Origin of the sequence: Thermoplasma volcanium GSS1 (assembly GCF_000011185.1) — an archaeon.
In the GTDB taxonomy this organism is placed as follows: Archaea; Thermoplasmatota; Thermoplasmata; order Thermoplasmatales; family Thermoplasmataceae; genus Thermoplasma; species Thermoplasma volcanium.
Genome location: NC_002689.2, coordinates 1,441,443 through 1,462,161 on the forward strand (window position 1 = coordinate 1,441,443; position 20,719 = coordinate 1,462,161).

Below are 20,719 nucleotides of genomic sequence, written 5' to 3' on the forward strand. Positions count from 1 at the left end.
CGGCAAATGACGAATCGCACATTAACAAAATATAAATACAAGGTATGCGTATTATTAACAATGCCAAATATACACATAGAAGATGAGGTGTATAGACACCTAATAGAGAGGAGTGATAGCCCGGAAGATCTAGCAAATCAGATACTAAGAAGTTTCCTTATGGCGCCAAAGGTATACAGCGTTGAAAAAGGAGAATACCAGAAATACCTAGAAGGATACGTAATGCATGGGAACGCAGACTGATCATCGTATTATTTCCATCGCAAACTTTCTTATATTGTGGTTCAATCAGGTCAGAGTCACACAAGTTCATTAGAGGTGTTTGGTTGAAGAGAAGTTCCAGGGACTGGAAGAAACGCGGCAAAATGCGATGGAAATGGAGAAAGAAGAGGATCAGAAGGCTTAAGAGGGAAAGACGGGCAAATAGAATGTAAGTATATATCCCAAATCTCTTTATTCTCTCTAATATAATGATTACCTATGGACGATGATTTAGAAAAATATTTTAAGGAATTTATGAAGATAATGCCTACCGAGGATCTTTATTTTGAGGCAGTGAGGGACATAGTTAAAGACTTGATCAAAGAGTACATTAAGAAAAAAATGAACGAAGACGAGACTATAAGGAAGGATCTCGCGAGGGTTATAGAGGAGTTCATGGATGCAAGGATCAAGGAATACGATGCAGTTGCCAGCATGGCAAAGATAGTTGCAAAGATCGGCCTTGTCAGTGCACCCGATGACGTGAAGGAACAGGTATACAACGATTTCATCACCATGTTTCAAAAGGAAATAGAGGGGATAATTAAGAAGACGCTATGAGGTCGATTTATCGAAGTCCTTAACTATGACTGTTCTTGAATACAGATCGAAGAGCGTTAATTTGGATGGCTTCGGATTGAAGTTCATCATCTTTTGGTATTCTGTCTGAGATTGCCATGTAGATGAATTTACGTAGCGTACTCCCTTATAATTGCCTATGTAGTGTGAATGGATATGGCCCGTAATGAAGATGTCAGGAACCTCCTCTATTACGTGGTAGTCCACGCTTGAAGGTATAAGTGGCGTATTGCCACCGTATCTTGGGCTCAGGTGTCTCCTAACCAGTATTGCTTCTATAGCCTTGCCAATGCTGTCGTAATTGGCACCAGGTATAAGCTCTATCATATCGTTTAGCGACATGCCGTGGTAAACGAGTACATTTTTGCCTTCCAGTTTGAGGTTATACGGGTTTGGAAGAAAAACTGCATTCGATGGAAACATCTTCCTTATCTTCTCAGGGAAAACTGGCTGCGGCTCGGAAAGCCTTACGGTATCATGGTTTCCAGGCATAATGAATACTGTTATGTCCTCAGGTATCTGCGATACGAATGATGCCAATGCCTCATATTGATCAAGTGGGTTCAGCAATTCAAGGTCATTTTCTTGGCCGGGATATACGCCTATGCCGTCTACTACATCTCCACTTAGGATCAGATACTTCGTACTTAGTGAAGTATCGTCTGAAGATTCGAACCACTTGATCATATCCTGAAATTCATTCTTCCGGAAAGTCTTACTGCCAATATGTATGTCCGATAGGGAGGCCACAAATACTGGTTCATGCTTTGTTTCATCAAGGATTCTATAAGGTATATCCGGCCTTACTATCTCATCAGCGAAGATCACCGGGTCTTTGGAAGAAGAACTTACATTGCCTATTATTCCTATTACCTCATCTTCAAGGATGACCTCGTTTATTATGCCCCTATCCTTAAGGATGAAAACCTGTATACTGTCATCTAGATCCTCGATCAATACTCTTTTGTGCCCATTCTTGGTCATAGATACTTCAGATACCATGCCTATGACCTTAACCTGGCCTTGGCTATGCTTTGCAGTTTTTATGCTGATCGAACCACGCATTGAAGATGAAGCAGATATTATCCTGCTGAGCTTTTCATACTTACTCACGAACATTTTCCTGAAGTCCTCGACTGAAGAATTGAAGCGTACTTCAGGCAGGTAAACCTCAAAATCATTCATTTCCCTCTTCGGCTTTAGAGCCGCTTCTACAATACGATCGTCGATATATCCATCGGAGTTCTTAACTAGATCCTCGATCAGCGAGCTTGAAGAGTACTTTATGATCTTCTCAAGTGCAGACGGTGAAACAAGTACACCGTTCTTTGTGAAATACTCAAGCAAACTTGCTTTATCGAGGTCCGCCATAATCAAGCACCTATCTTTGATAGAAGATGTTGATTAGGTATATTTACATAGTTTTTTTCTTTATCTAACCTCTTATTTATTAGCTAATATTTAATTTGGCCGTATGGATCGGGCCACTGAACCTGTTCTTTTCTTTTTCATGGCGTTTTTCTGGGCGCTTAACTACGTTATGGTTAAATTCGCATACGCGTACGATCTTTCATCTTCTATCTTGCTGATGCGCGTTTTATACGCATCAATATTCTCTTCGCTTATCTTCATCCGCCAGATTAAGCTGCCTAAAAGTCCACTCGAACACCTTAAGGTCTTCATATTGGCAAACCTCAACATCACAGGGTTTTTCTCTCTCTGGTTCTTTGGGGAAACTGGAGTGAGCGCAGCAGTCACGTCCATAGTAATATACTCATATCCTATACTCGCAACAGCATTCTCGTATTTGTTTTTAGGCGACAGATTCGGTGCTATGAAGACGCTGGGCCTCATACTCGGGTTTGCTGGCCTGGTAATCATTTTTATCAGATCAATCAACGTTGAGAATTTAGTGGACCTTATCATGCTCTTAGTAGCAGCGATAAGCTGGGCCATCGGTACGGTATTTTACAGGAAATATTTACTTGGCTATGATTCGGCTGGGCTGAATACCCTGCAGCTTTTGTATGCTCTCCCAGTCGTACTCTTAATTTCTCTCTTCACAGGCGGGATAAATATAGGACTGCTTCAGCTTAAGTTCAACCTCATAATGATTTATATGGGATCATTCGGAACTGCAATTGCTTACTTCATATACCTTTACCTATACAGGAAGTATAAGGTGAGCTCCATATCGGCTTATTTTTTCCTCGTTCCTGCGATCTCTGTTGTACTGGCCGCTGTACTGCTTAAAGAACCGATCTCTGCTCTTACAATTGCAGGCTTTGCTGTGATGAGCGCAGGCATCTTCCTATCTGGAAGCTTTAAATGACACTACATTAAGATCTTTCTCTTCACAAGGAACGGTTTAAACAAATAGTCTTTGTACATGTAGCTATTGAATGATATCTCTTTGCATGCTGTCCTGCCGTATAACATTTTGAGTAGCTTAGAATCGTCCGAAAATAGTGCGCACCTATCCGCTTCAACTTCATTTATTAAATTAACGGCGTCCTCAACTGATGCTGAATTTACTAGATAAACAAGGGGTGCATGTACAAATGGATCTTTCACAACATCATCTGTAAGAATTATGGCGGGTTTCATTAAATTTCCCTCAACCCCCCTGAACATAGCCAGCAAACGTTCAACGCGATATTTACCCACTATGCTCAGAGCTTCCATTAGATCCTCGTCTTTTGTTACTGGTCCTAGATCTGTGGCTCCATCCGCCGGATCACCGACAACGATCCGAGAGAGCTCCTCCTTTAGCCTGTTGAGAACATACTCGAACATCCTCCTGTCAACAACTAGAAGCTGTTCGTTGCTGAAAGGCATTCGTACGAGTCTCTTTGTAAACTCTGAAACTGCACTGTCTGGATCTATATCCCCCCATAAAACGGTAGCTGGTTTGTGCCTTTCACTCTGGATTATCCTATTTATCCCAAGCCCATCATAGGTATCTTGAAAATAAGAAAAGTTTTCTCCATATAGGTAAGCATAATTAAAATTAGGCTTAAATGGAATCACGTTCACTACGCCTTCCGGCAAGCCAATCTCAGATAGCATTGAAATAATTATGTGGGCTGATACGAAGTTATATGGATTTGCAAAAACCAAAACCGGAGAACCTTGCAGTATAGTGGCGAAGAGAGGAACGAATAGCGATAGAACTGGATCGTTGCAATTATAATTTAATGCGGATACACCAGGTTTGACAAATTCATGGAGATCTTCTGGAATTCTTATAGACTTGATCTCCCTTATCGTTTGCAGGATTTCTTCCCTAATGTACTTAAAAGGCTTGCCAGTTTCAGAGGCTATTTCTATAGATATACGATCAACGTTTCTGTCCAGATAATTGCTGATTCTTTCACGTAGTTCAATGAAGAAGCCCTGATCTTTGCCGTAAAGGAAATCGGCCGCGTAAATTGACGATCTGCGCAAGCTTTCTGTTCTACAATTTTCCAAGAAAAAATGAATGATTTCTTGAGTATACCTATTCTTTACTATCACGTGCATGCATCGTAATATCGTATAGAAAATTTAGGAGAGTTTAAAGGTTATAGTTAGAGATCTGGTAGTTTGGAGGTTCGCTTATCAGCCTTATGTCGTGTGGATGACTCTCCCTCAATCCATTTGATGATATCCTTACAAACCTGGCCCTCTCCTTTAACTTCCCTATGTTTTCAGCTCCTACATAGCCCATTCCAGTGCGCAGGCCTCCAACCAGCTGGAATAGCACTTCATCTACTCTGCCCCGGTACGGTACTGCGCCCTCAACCCCTTCCGCGATAAAGCCGTTTCCAAGCTTGCTGTACCTATCGGATATGCCTGTTGATAATGCACCAATCGATCCCATGCCTCTGTATGCCTTGTACTTCCTTCCGTTTATTATCATCTCCTGGCCCGGGCTTTCTTCAGTACCGGCAAGCATAGATCCAAGCATTACGCTGTCTGCCCCGGCAGCAATGGCCTTTACAATGTCGCCAGAGTACCTAATGCCTCCGTCTGCAATTACAGGGATGCCGTATTCTTTGGCAACCTCTGCAACTTCAGATATTGCAGTAAGCTGCGGCACGCCGACACCCGCAACTATCCTCGTTGTGCATATTGAACCGGGGCCGATGCCGACTCTCAGGCCGTCAACTTCGCATGAAATTAGATCCTCTGCTGCACCAGCTGTAGCTATGTTTCCTGCCACTATATCAACAGAGATCTCCTTCCTCATCCTTTTAATTGAACTTAGGACATTCTCGTTGTCTGCATGTGCAGTATCCACCACGATCAAATCTGCACCGGCCCTCTCAAGTTCGATCGCACGGTCTAAGTCAAATGGGCCGACGGCTGCGCCTACCATCAACTGCCCCTCGTCGTCCCTAGTAGCATCCGGGAACCTCTGCCTTGTTATTATGTCCTTTGCTGTTATTAAACCAACCAGGTGGTTATCTTTGTCAACAAGCGGCAGTTTTTCTATCCGGTTCTTATGCAGTATATTTATTGCGTCTTCCAGATCGACATTTTCAGGGGCAGTTATTACGTTCTTCACCATTACATCTGATACGGTTGATCCCTGTTTTGCAAATTCGAGGTCCCTTTTTGTCAGGATACCGACCAACTTCTCCTCCTTAAGCACAGGCAAGCCTGCAATGTTCTTTGTCTTCATTATTGTCCTTGCAACTTCTATTGGCGTTTCCGGGGACACTGTATAAACGTCCCTGATTATGATCGTTTCTTCCCTCTTAACCCGCCGTACCATCTCCACTTCTTTTTCCCTCGGCTGGTTTCTATGTATAATGCCGAAGGCACCATAACGGGCCATGGCTATTGCCATTGCTTCCTCAGTAACTGTATCCATTGGCGAACTAACTATTGGGACCTTGACGTTTATTCTTCGGCTCAGGCGAGATGAAACGTCTACGTTCTTTGGTTCGACGCCCGTCTTCATTGGCAGAATAAGAACATCGTCAAAAGTGTAACCTTCAGTTATGTTTGAAAATTTATCCCTATACATGGGAAAGGAAATAAAATCCAGTAAATAAATATTGCCAAAACTTAATCATAGCTGTTATGTAACATGCTTTCAATCGTTTCTTATTCTAGCTTTCCCGTTACTAGCTGTAATAAGAGATCTGACAAAATTTATAGTCCTCTCAACTTCAATGCCATACTCGTACCTTATAACAGAGTAATAGTCCGATGCTACGCTTAAAGGTATGCCGAGGCGCGAGGAAAGTGCCATCGAACATTCATCTTTATACGAATACGATGATAAAATGGCCTCATCGATGGCAGAATAATCGAAAGGCTCCCTGGAAACGGTGACGGCGTACACAGGCTCCATTCCATACAGCTTTGAGAACATGTTTCCGACATCGGCTATAAGGGGGTATTTTTTGGAATAAACGCGGAGGGCCTCGTCCCCATTCAGAAGAGCATAATCTTCAATCGCCAAAAGATCCTCCGCTTCTGTTTTATCCGTCCTCACGAATGTATAGTCTATGCCGAGGCGTTCTAATACGAGTGATAGATAGAATTCTGTAGTCCTGGTATTCTTTGTTATTGCTACCCTTATCTTTCTATCCATGCCTGGCTTCCTCGATATAAGAATAGTTGATATCGTCTTGCGGGTGCTATGTATAGTTGCTGTCTTTAGCAGAATAAGATCGTTTGAGTTCTCAAGGTATGATAGAAGGGATACCATCGAAGCATCTACCTTGCCATCAAGGACAAGCTTCAAATTTTCGAATGGATTATTTCTGAGTACATGTTCCTTATTGCTGAATCCAAGATAAAGCGGATCGCTATGTGAAAAATTTATTATGGATATCATGCGTATTCTACTATATTATAAAATGTATCTCGGACACCTGGTATCTTTCCAGCTTGCCTGATCATATTATTCAATTCTTCGGTTGTTGTCGACGTCTTTCTGTCAGTAGCACCAAAAACCTTTTCACTGTACGCTGTCCCAACAAGGTCATTTCCACCTCCGTTTATTGCTATCTGTGCAGTCAGCTTCCCTATGGCGACCCAGTATACGCTTATGTTCCTTATGGCCCTCCCCATTATTATTCTAGCCAGAGCTATAACCTTAAGGTCTTTGTCAACAGGTGCAGGGCCATGAACCCTGCCAGAGCGGAGAAGTGCAGTATTTTCAGGACTGAATTTTAATGGTATGAATGAGAGAAAACCTGGAACCTCGATCTGGTTGTCCCTCAACCTGATCATGTGATCAATTATATGCTCCCACCCCTCAATGTGACCATAGGTCATGGTCGAGTTGCCTTTTAGGCCGAGGGAGTGTATTATTTTGGCATCTTCTAACCATTTCTCTCCCGATACCTTCTCTGGTGTGGTTATGTATTTCCGTATTTCCTGATCAAATATTTCGGCGCCTCCTCCAGTGTGTGCATTCATTCCAGCGTCCATAAACCTCAAGACGGTCTCCTTTATGCTGTTGCCAGTCGTCCTTGCAATGAAGTCTATCTCTGGTATTGTAAAAGCTTTAATGGCAACGTTTGGCATAATTCCCCTTATTGTCCTAAAAATATCTTCGTAGTACTCTATGCTAAGGTCAGGATCAAAACCTCCGACTATGTGTATCTCCGTAGCTCCTTTTTGCTTCGCTATAAGAGCTTCTTTTCTTACCTGTTCTTTGGTTAGTTCGTAGCCTTTGCCGAATCTTTTGTTTTTGTACGGGACATAAAATGCGCATATGGGACAGCTTGCTGTGCAGTAATTTGTGTAGTTTATATTGTAAGAAATAGCATACGAAACGGTTTCACCTGCATCATAATGCGTTAACCTGTCGGCAAGTTTCATAAGATCGTATAGATCCATATTAAGGAGATCTATTGAATCGGAGTATTCCAGTGGTGATTCTATGGCTCTTTCATACCAATAATCCACATCATAGCTTAGCATTTTACAATCATTATTATTAAGTATATAAAGTTGGAGCAGGTAACGGTTGAAATTACTAGGTTACCAGTAAACTGAACTTTCTCATGCACTATTTAATAAAGTATCATTATGATTGAAAAATAAGAATGCAGATACTACGGCATCTCTGCGTATTTAAAAAATGTTCAGCCAAGGAAAATAATAGTTAAAATATCAAGGAAGAATCATGAAGTGTTATATATGGATGCAGATGTTGTTTTTGTTCATCCGCCTTCAATTTATGATTTTAGGAAGAGGGATATCGACCCAGGGCCAATAAGCGACGTTGTTCCCTCTACACCTGTCTTTGAGATGTATCCCGTCGGATTCATAAGCATGCTGAATTTTCTAGTACAGAACGGCTTCAATGCAAGGATAGCAAATGTAGCTGTAAGGATGGTGGAATCAAAGAAATTCAACGTAGAAAAATACCTGTCGGAAATAGAAGCACCTATATTTGGTATAGACCTGCACTGGCTTCCCCATGCACATGGGGCACTAAACCTTGCCAGGATTATAAAGAATATACACCCTGAATCTTACGTAGTGTTTGGTGGTTACTCTTCTACTTACTTCAGGTATGAACTTATGAAGAACTACGATTTCATAGATTTCGTACTGGCAGGCGATTTCCAGGAATATGGCATATACAAGCTTGCAGAAGCTTTAGAAGAAGGTGCTTCGTATTCCGAAGTCCCAGGCCTTGTGTACAGGGAGAACGGTAGGATTAAGGAAAACCAGAGGTACGATTTTCGTAAGGGCCTAGACAACGTGTTCTTGAACTACGAGGTGCTGCTTAAAAATGCCATTAAGTACCATGACGTGAAAGGGCATCTTCCATACGCAGACTGGCTCAGAAACCCAGAGGGTTTTACGATGATAGAAAGGGGTTGCCAGTTAAACTGCGGTTTCTGCGGAGGATCGAACTTTGCTTACAAGTCTAATTTTGCAATGAACTATCAGTTCAGAGACCCGTGCAGGATCGCCGAAGAGATCGAGATGTCCCAAGATATCCTCGGTTCACCTGTTTTCATAGCTGGTGATATTGCGCTGGCGGGGCCCCATTACTATGAGAGGCTTTTCAAATGCTTAAATGAAAGGCGTATAGACATACCTCTGTTAACAGAATATTTCAAACCGTTCAACGAAGATTACGTAAAGTCTCTAAGCAAGACGGTTGAGGACTTTTCCATGGAGATATCGCCGGAGACATACGATGAAAATGTGAGAAGCTGGAACAAGAGCGGCTACTCGAATAAGGATATGGAGAGAAGCTTTTCGCTTGCTGAAAAATACGGATCCAAGAAATTCGACGTCTATTTTTCAATAGGCCTATCCCATCAAAACAAAAAGAACGTTATGGACACCGTGGAGTATGCAGGAAATATAATGAAAGGTTACATGCGTAGCAGCATGCGCATGAGCACCTTCATATCACCTATAGCACCCTTTGTAGATCCAGGATCGCTATGGTACGAAAAGCCTGATCTATATGGCTTTAAGATATACGGTAGAAGCGTATCTGATGTATACAGAATCCTTGACCTCGGAAGAACTTGGTACGATTTCCTGGATTATGAGACGAACTGGATGACAAAGGATGACATAGTCAATTCGACGTACGATGCAGAGATTAGAATGACGCAGTTACGATATGAAGTTGGCGAAATTACCGAGGAAGCAAGGGACACAATAATCAGGAATGTAATGAACTATAGAGAGGGAAACAACTACTGCAGGAACGATAGGATGGATAAGCACCTAGCGTACATGAGCAAAGACATAGAGTGGTCCCACAGGCACAAGCCTACGTTAACGTCTTTGCTTATCCTACTCTATAGATCCTATGATTCTGTCATAGGCGGGATGAGTATAAGGAATTAGCAATGGTTAATAAGGAAATGAAGATGGTGGGTACGTGATAAAAACCGGGGAACTTAAGTATATTGAAGAAAAAATAGAGAGAAGAGAGGATCTTGACGAGGATGACATCGTTTACATGTACGATGAGGCTGATGTAAATGATCTCGGGAAGCTGGCAAGGAGCATTACCGATAAGATCAGTGGGAAGAGGGTTTCCTTCGTCTCAAATATCATACTAAATTACACAAACATATGCAATGTCCGCTGCAAGTTCTGTGCGTTTTACAGGAAGAGCGGCGAATATGATGCTTATACGATGACGCCGGACGGTGTAATTGACGAGATAAGGAAGTATTATCCCTACGGAATAAGGCAGATACTCATACAGGGTGGCGTGAACCCAAACCTCGACTTAGATTATTATCTAACGGTTTTCAGGAAAATAAGGGAAAATTTTACTGAAGCTGGCATCAACGGCCTTTCTGCTGCAGAAATAAACTTCATATCAAAGAAAGCGCATTTGACCTATGAGGAAACGATATTAAAGCTCAAGGAAGCCGGCCTCGAAACTATACCTGGGGCGGGAGCCGAAATACTAGACGAAGATGTTAGAGTTAAGCTTGGGAGGCCTCGTGGCAGCGGTAGGCAATGGCTGGAGATTATGGAGACTGCACACAGGCTAGGCGTGAAAACGACCGCAACCATGGTATATGGACATATAGAAAGCAGCATGGACAAGGCAAGGCACCTTATATCGATAAGAAACCTGCAAAAGAAATACCACGGCTTTTTATCCTTTACACCGTGGAATATGGAACCTGATAATACCGAGCTGCAGAAAGAGGGTATACTAAAATACAGGGCAGGTGCAGAGGATGTGATAAGGAACATAGCTATATCAAGGATAGTCTTCAATTACGATCTTCCAATAATCCAAAGCTCATGGCTAACGAACGGTGTAGAAATGGGCCAGCTTGCCATACTTTATGGAGCAAACGACTGGGGAGGCACCATATACGATGAGAAAGTTATACCAGCTACTGGAAAGCGAGTCGGGAACCTAAGGAAGGAGATCATAATTAGGAGCATAAAGGACCTCGGCATGGTACCAGTAGAGAGGGACAACCTTTACAGAGAAATTGCTGTATATGAATAAACCTGAAAATTTTGAAGAAGCTATAGAGATAAAGAGGGATCCTGAGGATTTCTCGGTCGAAGAGATCGCTGACATAGAGCCAGATCCTAATGGCAAGTACACTATAATAAAGGCCAGAGTAAGGGACTGGGATACCAACAGAATAGCGGCGGAGATAGCTAGACGGCTCCACATGAGCAGGAAAAGGGTCACCTTCGCCGGGACAAAAGATAAGAGGGCCGTTAAATTGCAATACTTCTGCATAAATAGTGCGGATGTAGATGTTGCTTCTCTGTCCGGCATAAAGGATTTTGAAGTAATCGAAAGTTTCAAGTCAAGCCATTACCTCACCCTCGGAGACCTCATTGCAAACCATTTTAAAATTAGATTTTATGGCATCGATCCGGAAATGTTTAGGGAAAGATACGTTCACATTATTTCGAAAGGTGGCTTTCCCAACTTCTTTGGAGATCAGCGTTTCGGATCTAGGAGGAGAAATACCCATGAGATCGGAAAGCTAATCATAAAGGGAGAATACGAAGAAGCTGTCAAAAAATACATATATGATGAAAAATACGATAAAGAATCTTATAGGAAGCATTTCATTGATACACTGGATTATAAAACTGCACTCGAAAGGTTTCCCCATTCGCTGTCCTTTGAGAGATCATTAATCGGATACTACGCCAGGAACGGCACGTTTAAAGGGGCCTTCGACTCTCTGCCAAAAAACCTTACAATAATGTTTGTACACGCCTACCAATCGTATCTATTTAATAGGATACTAGACGAAAGATTGAAGATCTACGGCTTAAACGCAGTGCTTCCTGGGGATATAGCATTTCCTGTTGATGCCTATTTTAATCCTGACAAAAGCAAACCCATAGAAGTAAACAGCTACAACAGGGAGAAGATCTCTAAATTAGTTTCGAGCGACAAGATAAGGATATCGCTTCCCATATTCGGATATAAGACCTGGATCGACAATAGCGATTTCGGTGACGTCGAATATGGAATATTGAAGGAGGAAGGAATATCCCAAGATGACTTCAAGAACAAGGACTTCGCATATCTGTCCTCAAGCGGAGATAGGAGGATAATATCAGCAAAGCCAATAAACTTTTCACTGGAAAATAACGTAGTTGAATTCACGTTAGGCAAAGGGATTTACGCTACAGTCTTTCTTTCATCAATTGGCAGGTTAAAAGAAAATGTATACTCAGACAGCGAAGCAGAACTTTAAGAGATAAAAACGGTGATCTAAATAGGCTTAGAAACAACATCAAACCTTTTTTCATTCCGGAGGAAGCTTATGAAACCCAGCAATCCGCCTACTATTTCGAGAGGCGATATAACAAATATGTACAGGAAAACCAAAACTAACTGATCCATAAACCTGTGCTTATAGTCCCCGCAGATCTCCTTGTTTATCTTCAAGCCTGATAAATAAAACCATATCCAGAAAGAAAGGGTAAAAGCCCATAGACCTAGAACCTCATCATTTATGATGGGCATTTTCATGACACCTAATATGTGAAGGAGTAGCAATATGGGCACAACGTTCTGAATAACCATGCCAACCCAAAATATGATGCTGTATATCATGAATGCCCTATACCTCAATGGAACGTTTCCAAAGAAGCTTAAGTTTGATACGTTTAAGAACCACCTTTTTCTCTGCCTGAGCATGTCCCGGATTGTTGACGGCGAAGACCCATAGGTAACTGCCGGCATAAATGAAGATCTTCCTGGATACATGTATGCAAATCTGAGCGCAAAGTAACTGTCATCGGCGATTGCCCTGTTGCCGTTATCCCATCCGACTGATTCCTCAATGTCAGAACGCACTAGCATGTTTTCACCATGAAGCCCGATGAGCGGCATCTTAACAACGTTTGTGAAAAAGTAGAACCTAGTTAGATCGTCTGTTGGCCTCATTGAATCTGCAAACCTTGTAATAATGCTCTTCGTCAGATAGTGGGGAAACGAGAGTATCCCCTGTGCAAGATAGTACTCACTTCCGTGCAAGAATATGTGTTCGGCTATGGCGGCCACAGTATCGGGGCCGATTGAGGTATCATCATCCAAATGGTATATCCACGTCCTATTATTTACCAGGCCCCTCTCCCTCAAATACTCGATTGCGTACTGATTCGCCCTTGACTTTGCAAGTGAATCGTTCTTGGTCTTGTATGATGCTGGCACCTCGATTATATTTATCCTCGGATTTTTTCCGTACTTATTTTTTAGGTAGTATTTGCCTTCAGAACTTTCCTCGATAACTATGTTAAGCAACCAGTTTTCAAGGTTTTTAGGCGCATTCATGATGACAGAGGATATTACACGTTCTAGCGCATTGAGCAAGTCCCTTCTTGCTATGCTCGGCACCTGGAATATAACAGTATCGTTAATCTTGCCAGAGAACATTGAGAGTCTAACATCCCTGCTTTTGTATGCGCCAGCCAGTGCGATGATTATTACAGGCAGGCCCATAAACCAAAGAGCTTCTATAGCGTATGTGATCGGGCTGGAACCCCCCGATACTACAGTAAACCCGACAGGGATCAAAAATACAAGGATTATAGGTATCTGCCAAAACGTGAGGCCAAGATTTAGCACAGGAGTACGTACTGTTTGCATTTAATGACGATCTGGTTTTCATTATATAAATTTTGGTTTAATATGGATGCTTTCCGAAAAATGAGGAGTATCGAGAATACCATCTTGGCGTATTTCTTATTTTTTGAGCTCCTCGACTATTTTCGGGACTATTGCGAATATGTCTCCGACTATTCCATAATCGCACTCCTGGAAAATCGGTGCGTTCTTATCTTTGTTAATTGCAATAACAGTCTTAGAGTTCCTCATACCGGCAATGTGCTGTATTTGTCCAGATATGCCTAGTGCGATGTACAGTTTGGGAGAAACCTTCTTCCCAGATAGCCCTACCTGCCTGTCTTCACTTAACCAGCCGTAATCCATGCAGACCGGACGGGATCCGGCGAGCTCGCCTTTAACGGCATTTACCAAAGGCTCTATCTTTGATATATTCTCCTTGCTGCCTATGCCCCTGCCGACCGATACAATTATTTTTGCGTCTTCTAGCCGCACGCCTCCTGCATTCTTCGGAACTACTTTGTTGACTCGTACTTTGCTTGGTTTTATAGGCAGATCCTTTTCCTCAGGCTTGCTTTCAAATTCCTTGGCCTCTATTACTCCAGGGGCAACAGTAAATACCTTTGCATCGCTTTCTTCTTCTATAACTGTCTTTCCACCGTAGAAGAACCTCTTTGTCTTTGCTTTCCCATTAGAAAATTCCAGCGAGAATATTTCAGTAGCTGCGTAATAACCAGTTTTGCCGGCTATATAACCAGCAACTTCTCTGCCAAATTCCGTTGATCCTGCTACAATGATATCGTAGTTTCCCATGATCTCTAGTATTCCATCAGCTACCGCATCATAAGGAGTGCCTTTCTTTACAGTATATAGGGTTGATGCACCTACTCCGCTAACTCTTCCTTCACCAACGTAAACTGCATCATATTCTGCCTTGCCGTTGACAAGCGTGCAGGCCTGCTTCAGGAAATTAATATCGTCTGATACTACGAGTGCCTTCATCTCATCTCCTCCTTTATCACCTTGACTATCTCGGGTATGCCCTCATCAACTTTTTCGAAGATCTTTTTCTTCCTTTCGCTCTTAGGCGCAAGGTTCGAGATAACGTTTACATTTGAGAACGAACCATCATACTTCTCCATCCTTATAGGCTTACGGCCTGCAGCCATTATCTGGAGGACAGGCGGAAGCCTGGGCTGGTTTATTTCTTGAGTCACCGATACTATAGCAGGCATATCCGCCTCTATCTCTGCGTTTTCGGCCTCGCCGACCTGTGTTATCCTCACGCTCCTGCCGTTTATCGTTATAGAGTTAGCGTTACCTAGGAGCGGAAAACCGGTCATTGCCGAAAGGAGGCCAGGCAGCATTCCTGTATATGAGTCAGCTGACTGATCTCCGAGTACGACAATGTCATACTGCAAATTCTTTAATATACTAGTTATAGCCTTAGCCGTTACTATTGGGTTGCTTCCTTTGTATCCAGTTATTATTATACCTTCGTCTACCCCCATAGCATATGCCTCTTTCATGGCAGCTGTAGACGCCTCTGTCCCAAAAATTATGCCCGTTACTTTGCCCCCATTCTTTTCCTTTAGCTGAACAGCTGCTTCTATGGCGTTTTTGCTTAGGTTCTCAACTCTATAAGGAATGCCTGAAAGAATTGGTTTTCCTTCGCTGTCAGTTTTCATCTGGTCTATGTCTATTATCTGTTTTATGAGAACTATTACGTTAACCATTATTCCAGTATTCGTTGAAAGTGTATATACATTTCTTAGCCGCATACTCTAATTTTTCTATTATTTAGTGGGCAAAAGTGAAAATATAGCATTATAAACTTATATAAATGAAGTTAAAGTGGATCTTTCTCCCTTTCAGCACCACTTAACTTGAAAAGCCTGGGATTTGTTATTACAAGAATTCCTGTAACGAGTGCCATCACTGCGAAACCTACAGATATGAGGAACAACATGTGCCTGCCTACTATCCACAGGATAGAACCCATTAAAGGGGATATAACCATAATTGGATTCCTAAAGAACGCCGTTATTTCCCTGTAGTTTAAGTCTGCTGGGAACTGCGATTTCAGGAATTTCTCAGACCCTATAAAAGCGGCCGGAAAGAAAGAAAGAAATGCCAATGACGCAAAGTAAGATGGAGGAGACATGAAGCTCATGAGGAGAAGACCTACTATAAGCAGTACATCTTTGGATAGATAATAGAAAGACATTATTGGAAGCTGCATAGATAAGTAAAGATAAACGGCAACGGCAGCTACGAAAGAAGCTGTTGCTATAGAAATCATAACAGCGGAATGCGATAGCCCGGATCCGATGCCTGCGGCTATGAGGAACGGGAAGGAAGCTCCAATTGCCAACCAGAGGAATATTTCGTCCAGAGAATCGGCGAGCAAAAGCAGCTTCTTATCTGCCTTCCTGACTTTATCCATTGAGTAGAACGGCCTCATGAAGATGTAGAGAATGTCCATCTTTTCAGGTTTTGAGTTTGTCTTCTTAGTGAATAATATTATTGTGATGAGGCCTATCATCAAGAGCAGTATGGAGACATATGAATATAGATCGGATACTACGCCGCCGAAGAACGCTGATACAAGCAGTCCAAGGAGAATGCCGATGCCGGAAGATATTATGAAGGAACTTTCATTGATATCCCTTCTGTACCCGTTCTTAACTGTTGAATTGTAGAATACCGTGAATGAAATTGTAAAAATTATAAGCGATGCGGTTATTGAAACAGCTCCCTGCGAGATGTATATTATTATAAACGCGACAGAGAGTACGAGTATGCTTATAGGAACTGAAAAGAGATCGCCATATCTTTTTACGTACTCATAAGAAACAGGGTTAAACGCAAGGTAGAATATAATCGCTACAGAAAAGTAAACGCCAAGGTAATAAAGAGGAATCGACCCCTCAATAAGTACGAATGTGAATGAACCTGCATACACGGAGAGCGAAAAAAACGTTAATAGCACTATGGAAAACTCAATTAAGAATATCCTATCGTTCTCCGTTATGTTACGCATACATTGGTCATTCGATCCTATTTATAAATAACTTTCTCCGTTTGAGGAAGAGTTTTTCGCCAACAACCGCAATAAATGTTAATAGCTGCAATGATGTTACTGCCCTATGCCATTCACCGTAAAGAATGGTAGTATCGCCGCAGGATCAGTTGCGGGCATACTTGTTATGATAGCTATCGCTACAGCCACTCCTTTATCGTGGCTTGCATCCGGCTTTGTTGCTGGGATAGCGGCAAAGGGGATGGGAAGGGGAGCTAGCTCCTCGCTAGTTTCATCGCTCGTGACATTGTTCATAATGGTAACACTGGCTATTTTCATCCTGCCGTCTGGCCTTTCCCAGCTCCATAGTACCATTGGGAATAGCTTCCTTTACAATTTTATTGCTTATTCCTTAAACACGATGAGCATTCCAACAAACAAGCTCATAAAAGAAATAATACTAGATGATGTTTTATTATCCATCATCGGTGGGCTCATAGGCGGTTCGATCTTCAAATCAGTTTTGCCTAGAGAGGATGTTCCTCAAGCAAAAAAATAATTTAATATAGTTTTCTAGCAGCTGAATCAAGCCCTTCAAAGCTCATCGGGTGCTGATGGGCCATCTCTGCGAAGTCCCTTGCACTTAATCCCTTTGATATTCCTAACGCTATCTCATTTATCAGGTTCCCGGCATCATTTCCGATAACGTATCCGCCTATTATCTTCATCCTTGAATCAAAGAAAAGCCTTATCTCACCTTCCATCTCTGAGTTTACTTGTGCCATTGCATCCTTTTCCATCTGGTAATCTGTCTCAATGTAACTTATTCCCAACTTTTTCGCCTGATCTGGCAGTATGCCAACATAGGCTACCTGCGGTACCGTGTATACAGTGAACGGGACTGATAGAGGATCGAAGTAGTCAACAGGCACATGGTTTGCCATAATATTGTTGGCCGCTACTAAAGACTGCCTCTTAGCCGCATGGAAGAGTGGTGTTAATCCGTTGACATCGCCCGTAGCGTATATATGCTTTATATTAGTCTGCATAGCCATATTTACCTTGATCCCGTGCTTGTCGTACTTTATTCCAAGATCGTCTAAGCCCTCCGGGAACATTGGCATCCTTCCCACAGCCATTAAAACTGCTTCCACTCGTATTTTTTCAGTTTTGCCCTCGTGATCGTATGATACCTCGAACATGTCACCGCCTCTTCGTATTTCCTTGACTGGTGAACTTAAAATGAGGTTCATCTTTGGAAGGAGTGGGACAAGCTTGCTTACCATGCCGGAATCCATCGTGCTAAGAACGCGGTCTAGCAACTCTATAACTGTGACGTCAGTACCAAGCAGCGACATAAACGATGCCGTCTCCAGGCCGATATAACCTCCACCAATTATTGCTATGCTCTTTGGAAGCTTTCTTACCTTTGGGTTAAGCGCATAGAGTTCCCTGCTTGTCCAAGCGAGTTCTGCTCCTGGTATCTTCGGTACATAGGTATCTGAACCTGTGCCTATAATAATGCTTTCTGCCCTGTACCTCTCTTTACCTGTATCCGTCTCAACTTCTACAGTATTTTCATCAATCAGTTTTGCCGTTCCTTTCAGTATCTTGAGGCCAGCTTCATGAAGTTCTTCGTCGTGCTGCTTGTACCTTATGTTTTGGACATCGTCCTTGTGCTTTACTATATCTTCGTAAGCTATCGAATATTTTCCGAACTTTTTCAATTTTGAATAGTTATGGACAGTTTCAATGATTGCCTTTGATGGAACACAGCCTTCAGCAAGGCAATTCCCAGACATTATTCCCTTCTTATCTATCATCAGCACGCTGTATCCAGACTTCTTCAAGCGGAATGCGGCCGGATAAGCAGCACCGCCTGCACCAAGCGTGATGACATCATAAGTTTCCATGTTACGTATATCGTATCAGTAAATAAATTCCTTTGCATGATTATATATTCACATTCATGGAAATTTACATGAATTGATCGTATCAAAATAATTTTATCCCTATTAACAATCCACCGCCATCATGAAAGTTTCTGAAATAATGACGCCTAATCCTATAACTTACAGAGTTCCAAGTTCGATAAACGAAGTGATAAAGGTCCTTATAAAATACAACGTAACTGGTATACCTATAACAGATACAGCAGGGCATTACGTAGGTTTCGTAAGTAGGAGAGACATATTTTCAAACCCAAGGGAGACGCAAACAGCCATGGTAATGAGGAGATCAAATGCAGTGTATGAAGACGATGAAGTAAAGGTAGCTGCTGTGGAGATGTTGAATCAGAGGAAGAGGCATCTTACCGTTATTAACCGTGAAGGCATAGTAACAGGCATACTCACTCCCCAGAACTTTATGAAAGTTATACGCGATACTTACGGGACCGTAAAGGTTAAGGAGGTAATGAAAGGGGTAAGTGTCCCTATATGGTACAAGACCCCGCTCCCTGCTATACTAACCATAATGAACGTATCGAATATATTTTCATTTCCTGTAATAAATGATGAGGGAGGTTTCATCGGCCTGCTCGTAGATAGAGATATATTCGACAGAATCGATCTAAAATTTGATTCTGTTCTGAGCGAGATGGGCATCGCCGACGATGAAGACCCATGGTCCTGGACTGGCCTTAGGAATGTTTTCAAGTACGTTGTTGAAAGGGCAGACATAAAGCTCCCTAAAATATCGGCGGAAGAGATAATGGTAAAAGATCCTACGGTAGTTTATGCAAATGATCGGCTATCGACTGCCGCTGACCTTATGATAAAATACAACTACAACCAGTTGCCCGTGCTCGATGATACGCACGGGATATACGGTATGCTCTACGATATAGAGATGCTGGGCGTTTTTCTATGAGCTTTGAGGATGTTGTCGAACTGGCAAAGAGAAGGGGCTTCTTTTGGCCCTCGTTTTCTATTTATGGTGGTTCTTCCGGTTTTTATGACTATGGCCCGCTTGGCACTCTGCTTAAGGATAATATAATAAGTATCTGGAAAAAATCATACGCTAAGGAAGGGGCAATTTTCTTAGACACGCCGGTTATAGCGCCTGCAGACGTATTCAAGGCTTCAGGGCATCTTGAAAAGTTTTCCGATATTGCAGTTAAATGCGAAAAGTGCAAGACAGCATATAAGCTTGAGAACCTTCTTAAGTCCGTTGGCATCGATGTGCCTCTGAATAATGTGGAAAAGGCGAACGCTGTACTAGAGGAATACGATGTAAAGTGCCCAAAATGCGGTGCTCCACTGCGTGGAGCATATGAATTTAACTTGATGTTCAAGGTCGGAACAAACGAGCTTTACCTTAGGCCTGAGACTGCGCAAGGCATATTTATCAATTTCAAGAACTTGTATAACTACTCAAGAAACACCATGCCAATAATAGTCTGCCAAGTCGGGAAAGGTTTCAGGAATGAGATATCTCCAAGGCAGGCGCTGATAAGGATGAGGGAATTCACCCAGGCTGAAGTCGAGGTATTTTACCTGAACGATTCAGACTTCAACCCCAATGGAAACAGCTTAAAATTCAAACTCCTGCGAAACACTGGCGAAGAAGTGACCGTAGATCTGAAGGAAGCACTTCACTCAGGTATTGTGAAGAACCCGGTAATGGCCTATTTCCTCGAGAAGACATACAGCATACTCTCTTCGATAGGTTTCAATCCTAATCACCTCAGGGCCAGAGAACACGACCCGCTGGAGAGGGCGCACTATTCGTCAGAGACTTGGGACTTCGAATACCTTATGGACGGCGAGTGGATAGAGATAGTCGGGGTCTCTGATCGTGGTACGTACGATCTTGGACGGCATCAGCAATTTTCCGGTGAAAATATGGAAGTAGATGGAAACATCCCAAGGGTAGTAGAGCCCTCCTATGGGATAGATAGGATAGTCCTTACTATATTGAACGATGGATATTACATAAGAGACAACGGATACAAGGTACTGAAACTCGATCCTGCAGTTTCACCTCTGCATTTCGCCGTTTTTCCCCTGCAAAGAAGGGATGGCCTTGATGCAAAAGCTAAGGAACTTTTCAACAAAATAAAGCAAATCGATCCATTTGTTTACTACGACGAAGGAGGCAACATAGGGAGAAGGTATGCAAGGCAGGATGAAATAGGCACGCCCTTCTGCATAACTGTAGATTACGAGACCTTGGAGGATTCAACGGTTACGATACGTGAACGCGATTCGACAAAGCAGGTCAGAGAAAACATAGAAGAACTTCTTCAAAAGATAAGTGATTATCCAGAGTATCCAACATCGCTATTCAAAAATTAA

At 42.4% G+C, this 20,719-nt stretch carries 20 protein-coding genes; 10 read left to right on the forward strand and 10 right to left on the reverse strand.

Translation table 11 applies throughout. The features are described from left to right. The first annotated feature begins 60 nt into the window (after positions 1–60). From TVG_RS07320 to TVG_RS07325, 3 genes are all read left to right on the forward strand, one after another. A complete protein-coding gene (locus TVG_RS07320) occupies positions 61–243 on the forward strand; it encodes a hypothetical protein (RefSeq protein ID WP_048054032.1) in 183 nt (60 codons plus the stop codon). Between the two features lie 83 nt (positions 244–326). After that, positions 327–434, forward strand: coding sequence for a 50S ribosomal protein L41e (locus TVG_RS08705; protein WP_083755854.1), 108 nt, complete (start codon positions 327–329; stop codon positions 432–434). Positions 435–480: 46 nt separating this feature from the next. After that, positions 481–822 (forward strand): nitrate/sulfite reductase, encoded by a 342-nt coding sequence (locus tag TVG_RS07325; protein WP_010917629.1) that lies wholly within the window; start codon positions 481–483, stop codon positions 820–822. Here the strand turns inward: TVG_RS07325 and TVG_RS07330 are convergent. Next, complete coding sequence (locus TVG_RS07330; RefSeq protein WP_010917630.1) at positions 817–2,211, reverse strand: DNA-directed DNA polymerase II small subunit; 1,395 nt, start codon at positions 2,209–2,211, stop codon at positions 817–819. The genes TVG_RS07325 and TVG_RS07330 overlap by 6 nt on opposite strands. 103 nt (positions 2,212–2,314) lie before the next feature. Between TVG_RS07330 and TVG_RS07335 the strand changes: the two genes are divergently transcribed. Then, positions 2,315–3,172 (forward strand): DMT family transporter, encoded by an 858-nt coding sequence (locus TVG_RS07335; RefSeq protein WP_010917631.1) that lies wholly within the window; start codon positions 2,315–2,317, stop codon positions 3,170–3,172. 2 nt (positions 3,173–3,174) lie between these two features. On the opposite strand, the gene TVG_RS07340 is transcribed toward TVG_RS07335, so the two are convergent. The 4 genes from TVG_RS07340 to TVG_RS07355 form a co-directional block, all read right to left on the reverse strand. After that, positions 3,175–4,311: an aldehyde dehydrogenase family protein gene (locus tag TVG_RS07340; protein ID WP_162009550.1), complete on the reverse strand. Its 1,137-nt coding sequence runs from the start codon at positions 4,309–4,311 to the stop codon at positions 3,175–3,177. A gap of 85 nt (positions 4,312–4,396) precedes the next feature. Beyond that, complete coding sequence (gene guaB / locus TVG_RS07345; protein WP_010917633.1) at positions 4,397–5,854, reverse strand: IMP dehydrogenase; 1,458 nt, start codon at positions 5,852–5,854, stop codon at positions 4,397–4,399. A gap of 69 nt (positions 5,855–5,923) precedes the next feature. Continuing rightward, entirely contained in the window at positions 5,924–6,673 is a 750-nt protein-coding gene (locus TVG_RS07350) for an MqnA/MqnD/SBP family protein (RefSeq protein ID WP_010917634.1), read from the reverse strand. Then, on the reverse strand, positions 6,670–7,767 hold the full coding sequence (locus TVG_RS07355; RefSeq protein ID WP_010917635.1) for a radical SAM protein: 1,098 nt from the start codon (positions 7,765–7,767) through the stop codon (positions 6,670–6,672). Before TVG_RS07355 ends, TVG_RS07350 begins: the two co-directional genes overlap by 4 nt. Positions 7,768–7,986: 219 nt before the next feature. Between TVG_RS07355 and TVG_RS07360 the strand changes: the two genes are divergently transcribed. Genes TVG_RS07360 through truD form a run of 3 tightly spaced genes read left to right on the forward strand, consistent with a single transcriptional unit; the run spans position 7,987 to position 12,026 of the window. Then, on the forward strand, positions 7,987–9,669 hold the full coding sequence (locus TVG_RS07360; RefSeq protein ID WP_010917636.1) for a TIGR04190 family B12-binding domain/radical SAM domain protein: 1,683 nt from the start codon (positions 7,987–7,989) through the stop codon (positions 9,667–9,669). 34 nt (positions 9,670–9,703) lie between these two features. Then, the gene (gene mqnC, locus TVG_RS07365) at positions 9,704–10,804 is read left to right on the forward strand and encodes a cyclic dehypoxanthinyl futalosine synthase (RefSeq protein WP_010917637.1); all 1,101 of its coding nucleotides are present in this window, start codon (positions 9,704–9,706) and stop codon (positions 10,802–10,804) included. Beyond that, positions 10,797–12,026: a tRNA pseudouridine(13) synthase TruD gene (gene truD, locus TVG_RS07370; protein ID WP_010917638.1), complete on the forward strand. Its 1,230-nt coding sequence runs from the start codon at positions 10,797–10,799 to the stop codon at positions 12,024–12,026. Before mqnC ends, truD begins: the two co-directional genes overlap by 8 nt. 17 nt (positions 12,027–12,043) lie before the next feature. Here truD and TVG_RS07375 read toward each other — a convergent pair whose 3' ends face one another. From TVG_RS07375 to TVG_RS07390, 4 genes are all read right to left on the reverse strand, one after another. Further along, complete coding sequence (locus TVG_RS07375; protein WP_010917639.1) at positions 12,044–13,423, reverse strand: glycosyltransferase family 2 protein; 1,380 nt, start codon at positions 13,421–13,423, stop codon at positions 12,044–12,046. 96 nt (positions 13,424–13,519) lie between these two features. Continuing rightward, complete coding sequence (locus tag TVG_RS07380; protein WP_010917640.1) at positions 13,520–14,401, reverse strand: electron transfer flavoprotein subunit alpha/FixB family protein; 882 nt, start codon at positions 14,399–14,401, stop codon at positions 13,520–13,522. Continuing rightward, positions 14,398–15,135, reverse strand: coding sequence for an electron transfer flavoprotein subunit beta/FixA family protein (locus tag TVG_RS07385; protein ID WP_010917641.1), 738 nt, complete (start codon positions 15,133–15,135; stop codon positions 14,398–14,400). The genes TVG_RS07380 and TVG_RS07385 overlap by 4 nt, the downstream gene beginning before the upstream one ends. A 113-nt stretch (positions 15,136–15,248) precedes the next feature. Continuing rightward, complete coding sequence (locus tag TVG_RS07390) at positions 15,249–16,442, reverse strand: hypothetical protein (RefSeq protein ID WP_010917642.1); 1,194 nt, start codon at positions 16,440–16,442, stop codon at positions 15,249–15,251. Positions 16,443–16,548: 106 nt separating this feature from the next. Between TVG_RS07390 and TVG_RS07395 the strand changes: the two genes are divergently transcribed. Next, complete coding sequence (locus TVG_RS07395) at positions 16,549–16,980, forward strand: hypothetical protein (RefSeq protein WP_010917643.1); 432 nt, start codon at positions 16,549–16,551, stop codon at positions 16,978–16,980. Position 16,981: 1 nt separating this feature from the next. On the opposite strand, the gene TVG_RS07400 is transcribed toward TVG_RS07395, so the two are convergent. Further along, positions 16,982–18,334, reverse strand: coding sequence for a dihydrolipoyl dehydrogenase (locus TVG_RS07400; RefSeq protein WP_010917644.1), 1,353 nt, complete (start codon positions 18,332–18,334; stop codon positions 16,982–16,984). Between the two features lie 121 nt (positions 18,335–18,455). On the opposite strand from TVG_RS07400, the gene TVG_RS07405 reads away from it, so the two are divergent. Next, on the forward strand, positions 18,456–19,292 hold the full coding sequence (locus tag TVG_RS07405) for a CBS domain-containing protein (RefSeq protein WP_010917645.1): 837 nt from the start codon (positions 18,456–18,458) through the stop codon (positions 19,290–19,292). After that, positions 19,289–20,719 (forward strand): glycine--tRNA ligase, encoded by a 1,431-nt coding sequence (locus tag TVG_RS07410; RefSeq protein ID WP_010917646.1) that lies wholly within the window; start codon positions 19,289–19,291, stop codon positions 20,717–20,719. Before TVG_RS07405 ends, TVG_RS07410 begins: the two co-directional genes overlap by 4 nt.